The 15405-nt window shown below is 40.3% G+C and carries 14 protein-coding genes; 2 read left to right on the forward strand and 12 right to left on the reverse strand.

The genetic code is table 11. The annotated features are described in order from the left end of the window. Positions 1-177 precede the first annotated feature (177 nt). The 4 genes from tkt to yneA form a co-directional block, all read right to left on the reverse strand. Complete coding sequence (gene tkt / locus FXF70_RS12825) at positions 178-2181, reverse strand: transketolase (RefSeq protein ID WP_148780363.1); 2004 nt, start codon at positions 2179-2181, stop codon at positions 178-180. 188 nt (positions 2182-2369) lie between these two features. Next, complete coding sequence (locus FXF70_RS12830) at positions 2370-2600, reverse strand: DUF896 domain-containing protein (protein WP_008343816.1); 231 nt, start codon at positions 2598-2600, stop codon at positions 2370-2372. A gap of 69 nt (positions 2601-2669) precedes the next feature. Next, a complete protein-coding gene (locus FXF70_RS12835; RefSeq protein WP_138825815.1) occupies positions 2670-3317 on the reverse strand; it encodes a YneB family resolvase-like protein in 648 nt (215 codons plus the stop codon). A gap of 17 nt (positions 3318-3334) precedes the next feature. Beyond that, complete coding sequence (gene yneA / locus FXF70_RS12840) at positions 3335-3646, reverse strand: cell division suppressor protein YneA (protein ID WP_007499348.1); 312 nt, start codon at positions 3644-3646, stop codon at positions 3335-3337. Positions 3647-3805: 159 nt separating this feature from the next. Between yneA and lexA the strand changes: the two genes are divergently transcribed. Next, a complete protein-coding gene (gene lexA / locus FXF70_RS12845) occupies positions 3806-4426 on the forward strand; it encodes a transcriptional repressor LexA (RefSeq protein ID WP_007499350.1) in 621 nt (206 codons plus the stop codon). Positions 4427-4473: 47 nt separating this feature from the next. Here the strand turns inward: lexA and FXF70_RS12850 are convergent, their stop codons facing one another. Beyond that, on the reverse strand, positions 4474-4917 hold the full coding sequence (locus FXF70_RS12850) for a hypothetical protein (protein WP_008343821.1): 444 nt from the start codon (positions 4915-4917) through the stop codon (positions 4474-4476). A gap of 296 nt (positions 4918-5213) precedes the next feature. Here FXF70_RS12850 and FXF70_RS12855 point away from each other — a divergent pair, with 296 nt between their 5' ends. Continuing rightward, positions 5214-5756 (forward strand): IseA DL-endopeptidase inhibitor family protein, encoded by a 543-nt coding sequence (locus FXF70_RS12855; RefSeq protein WP_148780364.1) that lies wholly within the window; start codon positions 5214-5216, stop codon positions 5754-5756. A 32-nt stretch (positions 5757-5788) separates the two neighbouring features. Here FXF70_RS12855 and FXF70_RS12860 read toward each other — a convergent pair whose 3' ends face one another. The 7 genes from FXF70_RS12860 to FXF70_RS12890 all read right to left on the reverse strand — a co-directional run bounded on the left by FXF70_RS12860 (position 5789) and on the right by FXF70_RS12890 (position 15367). Beyond that, a complete protein-coding gene (locus FXF70_RS12860) occupies positions 5789-6637 on the reverse strand; it encodes an STAS domain-containing protein (RefSeq protein WP_017359585.1) in 849 nt (282 codons plus the stop codon). A gap of 142 nt (positions 6638-6779) precedes the next feature. Further along, positions 6780-7160: a NucA/NucB deoxyribonuclease domain-containing protein gene (locus tag FXF70_RS12865; protein ID WP_224559893.1), complete on the reverse strand. Its 381-nt coding sequence runs from the start codon at positions 7158-7160 to the stop codon at positions 6780-6782. Between the two features lie 227 nt (positions 7161-7387). Continuing rightward, on the reverse strand, positions 7388-9382 hold the full coding sequence (locus FXF70_RS12870; protein WP_148780365.1) for a glycosyltransferase family 39 protein: 1995 nt from the start codon (positions 9380-9382) through the stop codon (positions 7388-7390). A 146-nt stretch (positions 9383-9528) separates the two neighbouring features. Next, positions 9529-10437, reverse strand: coding sequence for a trypsin-like serine peptidase (locus tag FXF70_RS12875; RefSeq protein ID WP_008343827.1), 909 nt, complete (start codon positions 10435-10437; stop codon positions 9529-9531). Between the two features lie 244 nt (positions 10438-10681). Beyond that, entirely contained in the window at positions 10682-13825 is a 3144-nt protein-coding gene (locus FXF70_RS12880; protein WP_148780366.1) for a bifunctional cytochrome P450/NADPH--P450 reductase, read from the reverse strand. 21 nt (positions 13826-13846) lie between these two features. After that, the gene (locus FXF70_RS12885) at positions 13847-14428 is read right to left on the reverse strand and encodes a TetR/AcrR family transcriptional regulator (RefSeq protein WP_007499369.1); all 582 of its coding nucleotides are present in this window, start codon (positions 14426-14428) and stop codon (positions 13847-13849) included. Between the two features lie 228 nt (positions 14429-14656). Continuing rightward, complete coding sequence (locus FXF70_RS12890) at positions 14657-15367, reverse strand: DUF421 domain-containing protein (protein ID WP_017359590.1); 711 nt, start codon at positions 15365-15367, stop codon at positions 14657-14659. Positions 15368-15405: the final 38 nt, after the last annotated feature.

Raw genomic sequence — 15405 nt, forward strand, 5'->3', positions numbered from 1 at the left:
TTCGTCAATCTCGCTTATTGCTTGTATTATACAAAAATGTGAAAGAAAGAATTGTCTATATATGAAGCAAGAAGAAACTAGTTTTGTCAAAAAAACAAGAAAAAAGAAAAAAGTTTGCAGAGCATAGTGAAAAGCTCTGCAAACCGACTGCAAAAAAGCATGATGCTTGGAGACTGATTATTTATTCAGCTTTGCTTTTACGCGGCTCACCACGTTGCTGACAGTGAAACCGTATTTTTCAATAATGGTTTCGCCTGGTGCAGAAGCGCCAAATTTATCAATCGCAATCACATCGCCATCAAGGCCAGTGTAACGTTCCCAGCCAAGTGAAGCACCCATTTCGATTGCAACACGTGCTCTCACTGCTTTAGGAAGAACGGACTCTTTGTATTCGTCTGACTGCTCATCAAAGCGATCCCATGCAGGTAAGCTCACGACAGAAACACGAATGCCTTCTTTTTCAAGTGCTTTTTGTGCTTCAATGGCTAAACCTACTTCAGATCCTGAAGCAAGTAGAAGAGCTTCTGGCTGTGCATCAGCTGCTTCAACGACGACATACCCACCTTTTTCTACGCCTTCATAGGCCTTCTCTGGTGATTGATCAATCGTTGGAAGGTTTTGACGAGTAAGAACAAGCGCTGTCGGTTTATTCGTTGCAGATACAGCAATTTTCCATGCTGCAGCTGTTTCGTTTCCATCAGCTGGACGAATAACAGAAAGGTTAGGCATCGCACGTAATGAAGCGAGCTGTTCAACTGGCTCATGCGTTGGTCCATCTTCCCCAACCGCAATACTGTCATGCGTAAATACATAAGTGACAGGAAGTCCCATTAATGCAGCAAGACGAATGGCAGGTCTTAAGTAGTCTGAGAAAACAAAGAATGTTCCGCCAAATACACGAAGTCCGCCGTGAAGTGCCATACCGTTTAATGCTGCACCCATTGCGAATTCTCTCACACCAAACCAAATGTTTCTGCCAGCGTAATTCTCTCTGCCAAAGTCATTTGTATCTTTAATTGTTGTTTTATTTGATCCAGCAAGGTCAGCAGACCCGCCAATAAAGAATGGTACTTGTTTTGCAATGCCATTTAATACTTCTCCAGAAGAGGCACGAGAGGCAAGGCTTGAACCTGCTTCATAAACAGGAACCTCTTGATCCCAATTCTCAGGAAGTTTCCCTTCAATCGCAAGCTTCAGCTGAGCTGCTAGTTCTGGATATTCTTTTTCATATTGCTCAAACAGTTCATTCCACGCTGCTTCTTTTTTCTGTCCAGCGTCTTTAACAGCTGTTTTGAAATGATCGTACACTTCAGAAGGTACATGGAAATCTTCTTCAAACGTCCAAGAATAAGCTTCCTTCGTTAGCTTCGCTTCCTCACTTCCAAGCGGTGCACCGTGCACCCCAGACGTTCCCGCACGGTTTGGAGATCCGAAACCGATTGTCGTTTTCACTTCAATAAGTGTAGGTTTGTCTGTACTTTGTTTGGCTTTTTCAATGGCAGCCGTCACTTCGTCAATGTTATTGCCGTCTTTTACATAAAGAACTTCCCAATTCATCGCTTCAAAACGATTCTTCACATTTTCAGAGAAAGAACGATCGAGGTCGCCATCTAAAGAAATGTCGTTTGAATCATAAAGAACAATTAAACGGCCTAAGCCTAAATGACCAGCAAGTGAAGCAGCTTCAGAGGAAATGCCCTCCATTAAGTCTCCATCTCCGCAAATGCTGTATGTATAGTGATCCACAACATTAAAGTTATCTTTGTTATACGTTTCTGCAAGATGTCTTTCTGCAAGTGCCATTCCTACAGCCATCGCAATCCCTTGTCCTAAAGGACCTGTTGTCGCATCTACGCCCTCTGTATGTCCAAACTCAGGATGTCCAGGTGTTTTGCTTCCCCATTGGCGGAATTGTTTTAAATCTTCGATGCTCAGATTGTATCCGCTTAAATGAAGCATGCTATATAAAAGCATAGAGCCATGTCCCGCAGATAACACAAAACGGTCTCTGTTAAACCAATTTGGATTTTGCGGACTTACGTTTAAGTGATTCGTCCATAAAGCGTACGCCATTGGTGCAGCGCCCATCGGCATTCCAGGGTGACCGGAATTCGCTTTTTCAATTGCGTCTATGGAGAGAGTACGTATTGTTGCAATAGATTTCAATTCAATCGTTTCCATATAAATCCCCTTCCGTATCTTGTGTACACCATTATCATAAATCTACTGTCCTTTTTTCACAACTATTTCACGCCGAAAAAGAAGGATTTTGTCACATTTAGTTTATCGATCACCTAAAAACTTATACAAATATGAAAAAAGATGAGAATATTCCTCCCATCTTTTCAAAAATCAAGAAATGATGACCTTTAATGAAGATTCTGGTCTCTTTCTCTTTTTAATTTTTCTGGTGTGACATCGTTTCCTTCTGGATCGACGATTTTCACGGTTTTGAGTGTATTTTTCATAGAAGAACGAAAAGCCTTTAAATATTCCTCTCTTAATTGCTTCTGTTCTGTTTTCTCAGCGTCCGACAAACCGGCCTCTTTCGACTTTTTTGAAAGCTCATTGATTCTTGCAAGCTGTTCTTTAGAAATCATGACAAACTCCTTTAAAACATTTTCTCTACATACTACTAAATATCAGTCATTTTTACAACAAATCACGCTTTAAGTCGCAAGCCCTTTTTCATATTCTTGGTACCTTCTATGGACGGTTGCTTTTGAAATGTCAAAACCAAGTGCCTGCAATGTCACTGCAATTTCAGCGAATGTCATGTTGTTTTTTCTTAATCGAACAATTTCAGAAATCGGTACTTCAATACGTTCGCGGCCAGGCGCCTGCTCTTGGTGTTTTAAATTTAGTTCGGGTTGATACCCTCGCTCAACAGCTTTTTTCATCCCACGCTTAATTTTCAAATTATGAATTTTCCGCTGATACTCTTCTACAACGCCTACAATTTCAATGACCATTTCATCTGCTTCTGAAAGCTCAAGCTCTCCTCTATGAAATACGCTGTACACCTTGACTTTCTCTTTAAACAGACAATGAAGAAGAGCGATTTTCGCCTGCCCTCTTCCAAGGCGTGTCTCATCTTGAATGAGAACAGCATCGATTTCTTCCTCTTTCAGCGCAGCCAGCATGTCAAAAACACCGTCACGATCAAGATCGTATCCACTCGCTTTTTCTTTAATCACTTTGACTACATTCATCTTGTGCGTTGCAGCTAAAGCAAGCAGTTCTTCTTCTTGTCTTTTAAGCGAGGTTTCTTGCTCTTCTTTGGCAGTACTTACTCTCGCATAAATGATTGCATTCATGTCTTCAATCGACCTTTCTACTGTACTGTTGCAAGTTGATATACGACTGGATGCTCTTTTTTAACTGGAATGACAAGGATATCTCCAGGCTGGATGTCAGTTGAAGCGAGATCATTGTGTTCAGTTACCCAGTCAATAAAAGCATTTTTATCGATTGATTTACTGTCGTTTACTTGATCAGCTAATCCCCAAAGAGTATCACCTGATTGAACCTCTATTTTAACATATTGATTTGGATCATTATGGCTAGTGACTGCAATAAGTGAGAGAAATATGCCAACGATGAATGAGAATAGCCCAATAAAAATAATAGATTCCTTTAACCTCATAATGTCATCTCTCCTAATAGAATGTGTGTTCGTTCTTTCTGACACTCATTATAAATACGAACAAACGTTTCTGTCAAACGTTTTTTTCGAACCTATGTTTGTACTGTTAGGAAAAACATGCTATAATTTCTTTAAAATTGACGTTTTGAGGTGCAAAAGATGACGAAGCTATCAAAAAGACAACTCGATATCCTGAAATTCATAAAAGAAGAAGTAAAAAGCAAGGGTTATCCCCCATCCGTTCGTGAAATTGGTGAAGCTGTCGGTCTAGCATCAAGTTCAACTGTCCATGGACATTTAGCTAGACTAGAAACGAAAGGTTTAATTAGAAGAGACCCAACGAAACCTAGAGCGATCGAAGTACTAGATGAAGAGGAAATGAATATTCCAAAGAGCGCTGTAATGAATGTTCCAGTCATCGGAAAAGTCACAGCAGGCTTGCCTATCACGGCTGTTGAGAATGTAGAAGAATATTTCCCACTTCCAGAAACTTTTGCAGCGCCAGATGAACAAGTATTTATGCTTGAAATTATGGGAGAAAGTATGATCGATGCAGGTATTTTGGACAAAGACTACGTCATTGTGCGTCAGCAAAGCACTGCCAACAATGGAGATATTGTGGTGGCTATGACAGAAGAAGATGAAGCAACAGTGAAACGTTTTTATAAGGAAGATACACACTTTAGATTACAGCCCGAGAATCCATCAATGGAACCGATTATTTTACAGAATGTGAGTATACTAGGTAAAGTGATTGGCGTATTTAGAAATATTCATTAAAAAAAGCCGGTATTTCATCAACGTTTGATGAGAGCCGGCTTTTTCTTTTATGAACAAGAATATGCAAGAATACTTGAGCTTGGGAACGAGCCAAATGTAAAGTTCGGCCATATAAAACCCGTTGTACGGCCAAAAGGCTGCGAGGAAAGAACATACATGAGAAATACTTGACCGTTTCTAAGGAACACAATAGTCCACCTTCTATTACATCCAGCTGCAAATTGAACCGTTTGCTGGCTTCCGCCTACACTCTGCCCTGCAATGAGCGGCTGCATACTTTGAGGCTGAGAGACTGCTTGTTGATATTGCGAGATGATATGCTGCGGCGGGGCTGGCGGGACCGATTGTCCTCCTGCACCTTGCCCTTGCCCAGTCCCTCCGAATGGCAAGCCGGGAAATCCTCCAACTTGAGAAATAGGAAACGCCGGCATGCTTTGTACCTGCCGATCGTACAAGTACCCATTCCACGTACCTTCATATGGATTATACACACTAAACACCACTTTCTTAGACATTCATCACGGCAGTATATGTCATACATAAAAAAAGAGTGTTGAAGAGACAAATAGAAATCTTTCCAAAAGACGTTTTATTCTTCTTTAGAACGGTTAAATACTAATGAGGAAGAAAAAAATAAAAAAATGAAAACTTTTTGTCTCCCTCAAACGTTATATAGATAGAAAGAAAAGAAACAAAAAACATTTAGATTTAATACTTGTAATATTTCTGTAACTATTGTAACATTTGTAACATAAGAAGTTTTCATTGAGAAAAGGAGGCAATCGCCTTGAAAAAATTATTTGTTTTATTAATCGCTATTATGCTTATGATCTCATTACAAACAACAACACTGGCCGCTTCCAAAAAATCAGCCGCTTTGACAAATAAAGAAGCGTTACATATTGCCCTTGATGCAAGAGAACACTTTTGGAGTGCGATGTCAGGCTACAACATTAAAGAGCATTCAGATTACAAATTAAAATCATTTACTTATAAAGACATGACTTACAACTACCTGTCTAACACATTTGATACAAAGAAAAAACTAAACAGCTATCTATCTCAAGTGTTCACAAAAGATGCCATTACTCACGGTTTAAAAGACTATCAGTTCATCGTTCATAAAGGAAAAATGGCTGTACCAGTTGGTGACGGAGATAATATGCTTAATTGGGATAAGGCAACACCTAAACTCGTCTCTAAGAAAAGTACAATCCGCACATACGAATTCTCAGTCCCAACACTTGATGGACGCAAAGTAAAACGTACTGTCACTTTCGAGAAAGTACAAAACGATTGGAAAGTAACAAAAATTGACGCTGTAATCTAAATAAAAACCAGGCCGTTCACTAGGCCTGGTTTTTATATGGATGAAAATTCAGTCATACGATCTAAAGCGTGAGCAAGTGATGAAGCCGTTTGAAATTCATTAAAAGGAAGTCCAAGCTGTACAGCCGTTTGAGCAATTTCTGGTCTAATCCCTGAAATGGTCGTATCAACCCCAATTAATCGAAGTGACGTGACAAGATCAAAGATTTGATGTGCTACCATCGTATCAATGATGACGACACCTGATAAATCAATACATAAATGTTGAACACCTTTTTGCGAACACTGTTTTAATGTATTTTCTAAGATAATCTTTGCTCGCGCAGTGTCAATATCTCCAACTAAAGGCAATAAGGCAACATGACTTTTTAACACAATGACTGGAGAACTCAGCTCATAAATCATGTCTCTTTGTGCAACGAGTTTTTTGGTGGTATTTTTCACATATTGCTGAATAAAGACATGAATTGAAATGTTAAATGCCTCAGATATCAAATCATACCAATAAAATATTCGATCAATGTCAATATCACCTTGATGCTGTTTTATAAACTCTTTTAAGTAATGAAGAACCACTCTTTGATTGGACATATATTCTCTCACGACGTAATCTAATGGTGTGTTCAAGTGCTTCGGATCACTTGCCAAGTCTTCAGACCATTTTTTAAATTTCGTATGTAAATACGTCTTGTCTTCAATAAGTGCGCGGATAAAATGCTGATAATAATCTTGATTTTGCCGTTTTAGCTCTGCTATGATGCTGGAATCTGTTGAACGATAAATGGATTCTGGATCATCATCCTCAATTGATTCATACCATGTTTCAGTCAGTTTCTCTGCATGTTGCATGAAAAAATCGTATAATGCACGGTTCTTTTCCATAAGCATATGTCCCTTCACATTTTCTACTTGTCAGTCTTTGTACCTGATGGATTGATTGTACCACTGAATCTTTTGTACCTGCTAGCTCGAATACGCTCCTGTTAACAAAAAAAGCCCCTCTCAAGGAGCCTCTTGTCTATGTTTATTTGACAATAAATAAAATTCGTTTCCCGTCAGGATACCCGCTGATTTGATGCCCGACCCATGAACCAGCGCCTCTATTATCTGATGGACTGACATATTGAACGCTCGCCCCCTTTCCTCCTTCAAGACACACTGCCATCGGCCATTCATCCCGGTCAAAACCAGGTTTTGTGGGAATTCCTTTTAATGATTCTTGCCTGCGGGCATCTGCCCCATTTCGGTCAATGGTACACACATCTGAGTGCCCTTTTCGAATAGCTTCTTGAATATGACTGCCTGTTTCAGGATACCGTTCCTTAGGAAATTGAATCACATGATCATAACGATCTGCCCCTTTTGCGGAACGATCCTCTCCAAAACCACCTAATAACGCACCCATCCAAATGACAAAACAAAGAACGACAGCAGCGATCCAGCCTTTTCTCATCTTCAAAAGCTCGTGACCTCCTCATACTTTTGATGAAATGATGTTGACTTGAAGGAAATGAGTCATTTTTAATGTATGAGTGGCTGCGTGATGACATGTGAAAAACATAAGCTGAATCTGCCTAGCAAAAGATTCATAAGAAAAAACGAATGATTTCTTCATCATTCGCCTTGTTCTACTTAAGATATTTCATCTACTCTATATAATGTTTCGTTTTGTGAAGACATCTCGGACGGCATCCCTTGTTCAGCTGATGAGGATTGTTTATATTCTTCTGATGAGATGACTGTACCATGTGATTTAATCCAGCTCACCAATTTGCTGTTAGCTGATGACTGATTGTCTGGTAATAAAAAGTATTTCACCTTTCCTTGTTGAATAAGTGCTTTTAATTTATTGACAGTCAAAATAGGATCTGTCCCATTAAAACCGCCTAAGGCCATGACATTCTCATCTTCATCAATAATATATGGCGCTGCGGTAACAGTCGTAAGCGTTGCAAATAAATACGTTTCTCCTGTTTGATGCGCCTTTAAATAAGTGAGTAAGCCTTGATTGACACTAGATGTAAACATGTTCCCTCCTCGTGAACTAGCCAGCTGAACACCTGCCTCTGGAAGAACAGCATTTCCACCATAGATGATTGGGGTGGCGGACCAAAAACCTGGAATCAGTAACAGCGTTGTCAAAGCGGTGATGAGCAGTCGTTTCATGATCAATTGTTTTTCTCTGTACATCAGCAATAGGATAGCGATAATCATCCCTGCAATAGCAATGGCATACATCCAAATACTACTGATTTGAGTCGTATAGTTACTCAAAATATACCCTTGGAAGATGGCTGTAACAGCGATTGCTGCTGGAAGCAAATACGCAGATACTCCTTTGTTGGCCTTAAATAACTCTCCCATCTTCTTAGCTCCTATGCCGCATAGTGCTGCAATAGGCGGGGCAAGCATAATGAGATAGTAATGGTGAAAGAAACCCGCAATACTAAAGAATCCGGCAGCAGGAATCAGCCATGCTGTCCAAAACATCGTTTGTTTCCATTCATTTAATTGAGCTTTTCTCTCCTTCCACCAGCTGATGATCATCCCTAAAAGTCCAAACAAAGCAAACGGCAGCATCCAGCTGATTTGACCTGACAATGCAGATTGAAATAAACGAAATATACCGGGATTCCCAGTGCCATACATATTCATGCTTTGTTGACCTACAGCACTTCCAGGCGGAGAACCACCATCTGGACCATGTTGAGGTGGCGTCATTTGATTTTGGGATGGCGGCGGCTGATTTCTGTTTGACTGATCCTCTGACGAATCGCCTAATCCAGAATTGTCTGGCATCACCATACCTGCTTGCTGGTTCATGTCACCAAAGGATTTCCCTGTCGTCTGACCAAGCAGCCGTTCCGTGCCGTTATACCCAAAGGCAAGTTCTAACACTGAATTTGTTTGACTGCTTCCCACATAAGGGCGCTCACTTTCAGCTGTCATATCTACAGTAACTGCCCACGATAGAGATAAGCAGGCTAATACGACGATCGAGCATAAGAGAGAGAAAATTTTCTTTTTTAACGGTACGCGAGCAGAAATGAAATAGTAGAAAATAAATGCTGGAACGACCATAAACGCTTGCAGCATCTTCATATTAAATCCTACCGCTACCAAAGCGAAGGCAATAAGAAGCCAGCGCATCTTTCCGCTTTTTACAGCACGCATTAAGAAATACGTACCCGCAAGTAATGTGAAGACGAGCATACTGTCTATATTGTTCGTTCTACTCACAGCTGCGGCAATTGGTGTGAGAGCCATAACGGCCGCTGACACCCTTGCAGCACCTTGACCGAAAGCCGGTTTTATCATGAGATAAAGAAGAAGAACAGATCCCACTCCAGCAAGTGCCTGCGGCAATATCACACTCCATGTATGAAAGCCAAAAATAAGTGCACTGATGGTTTGAATCCATAAAACGACGGGTGGTTTATCAATTGATACGAATCCAGTTGCATCAAATGAGGCATAAAAAAAGTGATGGAAGCTTTTGGACATACTTTTGACTGCAGCTAAATAATATTGATTGGCACTGTCATTCTGCCAAATTTGATAAGTGTAGAGAAAAGCTGCGATCAGTAAAATCAACAACAATATCATATCTATTTTTTTATTTTTCACTCATATCTCTTCTTTCTTTTTCATTTATTTCATTCAGCATAGCTTGTAAATATGAAATAGTGATGAACAAAAAAAGAAACTTTTCTGCATTTGACGATAAAAAAAGCCTGTCCCCTGTAAAGGAAACAAGCTGAATGCCCTATTTTTTATTGCGCCTTCGCATAGTTGATAAATTCAACAAAAGCAGCAGTCGCTTTTGGTCCGCCGTTGATCGTTCCGTTTGAATAACCCGCATTATGGACCCCGACGATTTGTTGGTTCTGATCTAGCATCGCAGAGCCAGAGTTTCCGCTAAATGTATCGATCGTATAGTATGCGAGATTCGTATCTTCTCTCGTGACTGGACCTGACATTTCCCATTGTGACACTTTGCCAGTCGATCTCATTTTATCACCTGGATATCCAGAAATTTTAATCGTTGTACCTGTTAGATTTGTCACTTGACGAATAGAGCGATAGCCGACCGTATTTCCAATGTTCGTATCTGTTTTAATGACGGCAAAATCATATTGACTCGCCCCCGTGTTGATATATCCGCTTGGTACATAGAATTCGGTCATGTTTGCTGAGCCGTTCACGGCCGTGCTGTCATTCATGCCTGGGTAGACAGACCCTTTTGCACTATAGCTTCTTGTGGCTGTATTGTAGACGCAGTGTCCGTTTGTCAATATTTTGTTTGGAGCAATGAGTGTTCCAGTGCAGCTAGATCCACCAAATGTAATATAAGCAATAGAATTATAGGGGGCTACTCTTGTATTCGTCACTTTTGTTCTACCATCGTCTCCAATGACTACTTTTGTTTGAAAGTCTTTTAGATATTTTGTGAGTGGTTTTACTTTTTCGCCAATAGTAGAAGAGAGATCATCCACTTTGTCAAAGGATGAGGGGGTTTTCATATCGTTGTGGAAGTCAGCTGAAGAAATCACCTTTCCGTCAGAAGTCACCATGTCATAATCAGACGTAAGTACTGAATCAGATGCTGCATGGGCAAAACTAGGCACACTTAAAGCACCAAAAACGAGTAGAGAAGGGATTAATTTTTTCACCTTTTTCATCATATTCCTCCTTTATGTCCTATATCAAAAATGATACGATTGTTTCATATCGGAGTAAATGAGAGAATATTCTTATTTTTTACAAAATATTTCATTTGTAAATTAGGTGTTTCGTATCTTCCAAATATTTATTCTAGCGATCTCTCTATGAAAAAAGAAAAAACCGCCATTTTGGCGGTTTCAGATTGTTGACAAAGGGCTAAAATGAACTTTATTTTAGCCCTTTGTCTTCTTTTCAGCGTGATCAGCTCCATACATCTTTTACATATCTGTTGTCATTGGCTAGAGATGTCAGCCATTGTTCAGCTGTTTCTTTCGCACACTGTTTCTCAGTCTGATACAGTTCAATAAGTGTTGCCTCGACATCTGGTGCCATGACCTTTCCATCCCCGCAAATATACAGGTAGGCGCCTTTGTCGAGCAATTCAATGAGCTTGGCTCCATCATTTTTAATGAAGTGCTGGACATACACTTTTTGCTCCTCGTAGCGAGAGTAAGCACGGTGGATGGTGACGACTCCTTTTTCTTGTGCAAGCTGCATTTCGTCATAATACAGATCATCTTCATGCGGGTGGCGGCAGCCAAAATAAAGATGGGCTTCACCTAACGACTTCCCTTCATTTTGCCATGCTTCCCTTGCCTGAATGAACCCTCTAAACGGGGCGATACCTGTTCCTGGTCCAATCATGATCATTGGTATTTCAGGAGAAGGCGGCAATTCGAACCCTGCTTGAGCTTCATGGAGGAAGCAGGCCACTTCATCTCCTTCTTGCAGTCCGCATAAATAGTTTGATGCGACGCCTGCGTATTCACCGCGTCCGCTCCATGATTTTCCTTTCACAACAGCTACTGTGATACTAAGCCTCTTTTCATCCACCTTTGGCGAACTGGAGATCGAGTAATAACGAGGCTTCAATCCTGGTAAAAGGGCTAAGAAATGATCAAATGGCAGTTCACATGCTTCGTATTGTTCTAGTAAATCCAGCATGGTCACACGCTTCTTTAATACAGCTTCTTGATAAATTTCTCCCGCCATTTGTTCAAGTTCAATACGATGAGGTGGGCATACCGTATATTTTGCAAGATCTCTTAGCTGAGTACGTGTCACAGGCTCTTGCAACTCTACATGTGACCCCAACAATTCTTCGACTTGAATTGGCTGATTTAATGGTAAATGACTTGCTTCTTTTTCCGAAGAGAGTATCATGTGCTGCTTGGGATCCAGCTTAAAACGATCGGTCACTCGCTGAACGAGTGTTGCACTATTTTTTGGCACGATTCCGATATGATCTCCTTCTTTATAATGCTTGCCTTCAGGTAATTGAAGTTCGATATGCCTTGTTTGGCGGGTACTTTTTTCAGATTGTAATTCTTGATTTTTCAATACAACAGCTGAAAAGGCACCGTATGTTTTAGCTACAGGACGTTCCACTAGCTCATTCGTATATACAATGGATAGGTTTGGCTTTTCTTGGCGTTTCTCCTGCAAGGTTAAATTGAATTCTTTTGCAAGCTCATCGAAGACTGTCTTCTGGAATGTTTCTTTATCTTCATCCATATCATCGCCCGCATCGCCTTCACCAATATCCGTTACACGCTTTGCTCCTTTTCTTTCAAGTGCTTCATCAATCAGACGAGGAATACGCTGATACGTGCTCGCCCAATTTCGATCCCCGCACCCAAAGACTGCAAATGTCACGTTTGATAGATCCTGCTCCTCATCCTGCGTCACCCAATCCACAAACTGTTTCGCATGGTCAGGCGGATGACCATTGTATGAAGCCGTTACAATTAAAACTGCGCCTGACTCTGGTAACTTTCGAGTATAATCATCAAGCGGTGCCGTTGTCACGTCAAACCCTTTTGCTTTTCCGTCTTCAGCAAATTCGTTTGCCATCTGCTTTGCTGTGCCCAGATTTGATCCGTACAAGACCAATAGCGGTGTTCCATGACTCGCTATTTTTGCTTCAGCAGATGCCGTGCTTTTTGTTGGTTCTTCTTTCGGAGGCGCCATAAAGAATTGCTGCTTTCTTGGCCGTACTTTGATTTTAAAATCATTCGGCTTAATCGTCAGGGATTCTTTTAAATCCAGTTCATACGACGTATGGTCAATCAGTTCAAGGTTGTGCAGAACCATCGCCAGAACCATCGTGGCTTCATGAAGGGCAAATTGCATCCCAATACATGCACGCTGGCCATTTCCGAATGGTTTATAGGCATGCTGTGGAATCTTTTCAGGATGCATAAAACGTTCAGGCTTGAATTCTTCTGCATCCTCCCCCCAAACCGCTTGATCCCGATGTAATTTAGGAAGCAGCACATTGACACTTTGATTTTTTTTGATCGGATATTTTCCTCCAATGACTGTATCCTCTTTCGCATAAAGAGAGAACGTAGGCGCCGTCGGCCAGAGGCGAAGTGCTTCATTTAAGACCATACGCGTATAACTTAGTTTTTGAACCTGCTTAAATGTCGGCAGGCCGCCTTGTAGCACGTCGTCTGCTTCTTGTACGGCTTTTTTTAATTTGTCTGGATTTTTCAGTAAAAAATAAATCGCAAATGACAACAATCCACTTGTTGTTTCATGACCCGCTATTAAGAAGGTAATGATTTGATAACGAATATTTTCATCTGACAGGCGTTCACCTGTTTCAGGATCCTTTGCATGTAGCATGAGAGACAGTAAATCATTGCCCGTTTTATCTTGTTTTTTCCGTTCTTGAATGATGTCATCTACTAATTGCTTCATAAAATCAACATCTTGTTCAAATTCTTTTCTTCTTTTGATCATTAATTTATCTGCGACCGGCAATCTGCTTGCTTGATCCATCGCTTCATTTAAACCATTCAGCATGCTTTCAATAAATGGATGCTGATTTTCTTTATAAAAGCTGTTAAATCGAAAATCAAAACCACATAGCCCGATCGTATCTAAAGTGAGCTTTGTCATATCCTCTGCTACTTCAATTTCTTCATCACGGCCCGTTCTTTGCCATTTTTGTACAAGCTGTGTGGCAATATCGAGCATCATCTCATGATACCCCTTCATGGCCTGCTGGCTAAACGCCGGCATCAAGATGTGATGAGCCTTTCTCCAGTTCGGCTCTTCTGTCCAACTTGTGAATAACCCATCCCCTGAAAAAGTTCTCACTTTATTGAGACTGCTTCCAATGAATTTATCAAAACGCCTCTCATCAAATACTTCTTTGGCAAGTTCATGGCTGGAAACAAAAATACTTGTTGCTTTTGAAAATTCAAACTGAAAGATCGGCCCCAATTCATCTGCCAGCCGCCAAAAGCTTTGAGAAAGCTCTCCCTTTTTGATATGAGGGATATTTTTAAAAGGTCCATATGTTTTCGGTTTTGGAATGATTGATGTTTGTTGCATGTGCCCACTCCCTTTATTTCTTTATGATGCAACGCTAATGGCACGCCATAAGCATTGCTCAATATCTTCTAAAAATTCAATCGTTGGCTCAATTTCCTCTGCTAGAATCTGTTTATGAAGCTGAACGAACGCTCCAAAAACAATGGATAAAATCGTTCTCCCTGAAAGATTTGGATGAATTCCATCCTTTTTGCCTTCTTCAAAAATATGAAATAGCTCATTTAATAGCTGCTGCATCTTCTCTTTACTTGTCTCATCTAAATAGTGTGAGCGTTTGTCAATTTCTAAGAAGTACAGACCACTTGGATTCTCTTTTGTAAAGAGCACTAAGCAATAAAAGACATGTTTGAAATAAGCCCTAATGCTTGCTTTAGGGTCTGGACTGTTTGTATTCACCTTGTCGATAAATGCAGTCAGACTTCGCTGGTATAAAATGTTCACAAGAGCTTCTTTACTATCAAAATAACGATAAATGGTTCCTGCTCCAACATTGGCTCTTTTCGAAATCATCGGCATCGTTGTACCGTCAAAACCCCGTTCAATAAATAAGTCCAGAGAAGCCTTCATAATCTGCTCCTGTTTATCAGTAGTTGCTGCGGGCATTTCATCCTCTCCTTTCGTTTTATCAGGAATGAATGTTCATTCCGCTTGATGTATATTATATTAATATTTTAAATTCTTCTATTTATACTTAAACATACTTATTTTTCTCCGTCACTACATTTTCTGAAAATAATAATAATTGAGAAATGATACCTAGATAGATGACATCCAAACGACTTATAAATATTGGCAGTTCTGTGACGCGCGGGTGTCGTCTGAACTATATGTTCATTCTTGGTCAATTGGAGAATGGATGTGATCGTCATATGTATCAATATATAAACTGCCATTACTTGAACGAACCGCATAAACAATGTCTTTTAAAGACAGCTGCCTTTTTTGAATTTCTTCATAGATCCACTGCTCCGTTAATTGGTTTTCATGAAGGTTTTTCAAAATGAGCTTTCCGTCCATAATGACTTCAATGGGCATGTAACGCTCTGCCTGCATCCACAGGTTAAGATCTTTTCGCGTGACATAATCAAATGAAGGGTATTTTTTCACTGACATATGCCCATCTGTTTCAATCATTGCAAATTCAACTTCACTAATGTCAAACACATTCTTTTCTCTGAGCTGTTGATTTAAATAATCAAGTGTATACCTCATTCCTTTCATATTCTCTTCAAGGATTTTGCCATTTTGAATCACAAGCGTTGGTTTACCGGCCATAAAACCTCTCACCTTCCGGCTTCTTAAAGCAAGTAAAGAAATCACATAAATAATGATCACAAGTGTCACAAAAGAAATGGTTGTGTGATGAAGCGGAAGCGTAGTATTAAACGCCAAGTTCGCCGCAATTGAACCTAGACTGATCGCCGCAATGAAATCAAAAATATTCATTTGTGCAATGGTTTGCTTTCCAAGAAGACGGGCACCGCCGAATAAAATAGCAAAAGCAAATATGGTTCGAAGAATGACTTCAATGTGATCTGGCATTTCAGCTTCCACCTTTCGATTTCATGAAAAAAAGCCTT

Origin of the sequence: Bacillus sp. Y3, from assembly GCF_008123875.1 — a bacterium.
GTDB lineage: Bacteria > Bacillota > Bacilli > Bacillales > Bacillaceae > Bacillus > Bacillus altitudinis.

Excerpts from the sequence above, each read along its gene's own strand:
- tkt (WP_148780363.1), bottom strand. The coding sequence starts at position 2,181 with ATGGAAACGATTGAATTGAAATCTATTGCAACAATACGTACTCTCTCC.
- FXF70_RS12830 (WP_008343816.1), bottom strand. The coding sequence starts at position 2,600 with ATGATTTCTAAAGAACAGCTTGCAAGAATCAATGAGCTTTCAAAAAAG.
- FXF70_RS12835 (WP_138825815.1), bottom strand. The coding sequence starts at position 3,317 with ATGAATGCAATCATTTATGCGAGAGTAAGTACTGCCAAAGAAGAGCAA.
- yneA (WP_007499348.1), bottom strand. The coding sequence starts at position 3,646 with ATGAGGTTAAAGGAATCTATTATTTTTATTGGGCTATTCTCATTCATC.
- lexA (WP_007499350.1), top strand. The coding sequence starts at position 3,806 with ATGACGAAGCTATCAAAAAGACAACTCGATATCCTGAAATTCATAAAA.
- FXF70_RS12860 (WP_017359585.1), bottom strand. The coding sequence starts at position 6,637 with ATGGAAAAGAACCGTGCATTATACGATTTTTTCATGCAACATGCAGAG.
- FXF70_RS12865 (WP_224559893.1), bottom strand. The coding sequence starts at position 7,160 with ATGGGTGCGTTATTAGGTGGTTTTGGAGAGGATCGTTCCGCAAAAGGG.
- FXF70_RS12875 (WP_008343827.1), bottom strand. The coding sequence starts at position 10,437 with ATGAAAAAGGTGAAAAAATTAATCCCTTCTCTACTCGTTTTTGGTGCT.
- FXF70_RS12880 (WP_148780366.1), bottom strand. The coding sequence starts at position 13,825 with ATGCAACAAACATCAATCATTCCAAAACCGAAAACATATGGACCTTTT.
- FXF70_RS12885 (WP_007499369.1), bottom strand. The coding sequence starts at position 14,428 with ATGCCCGCAGCAACTACTGATAAACAGGAGCAGATTATGAAGGCTTCT.
- FXF70_RS12890 (WP_017359590.1), bottom strand. The coding sequence starts at position 15,367 with ATGCCAGATCACATTGAAGTCATTCTTCGAACCATATTTGCTTTTGCT.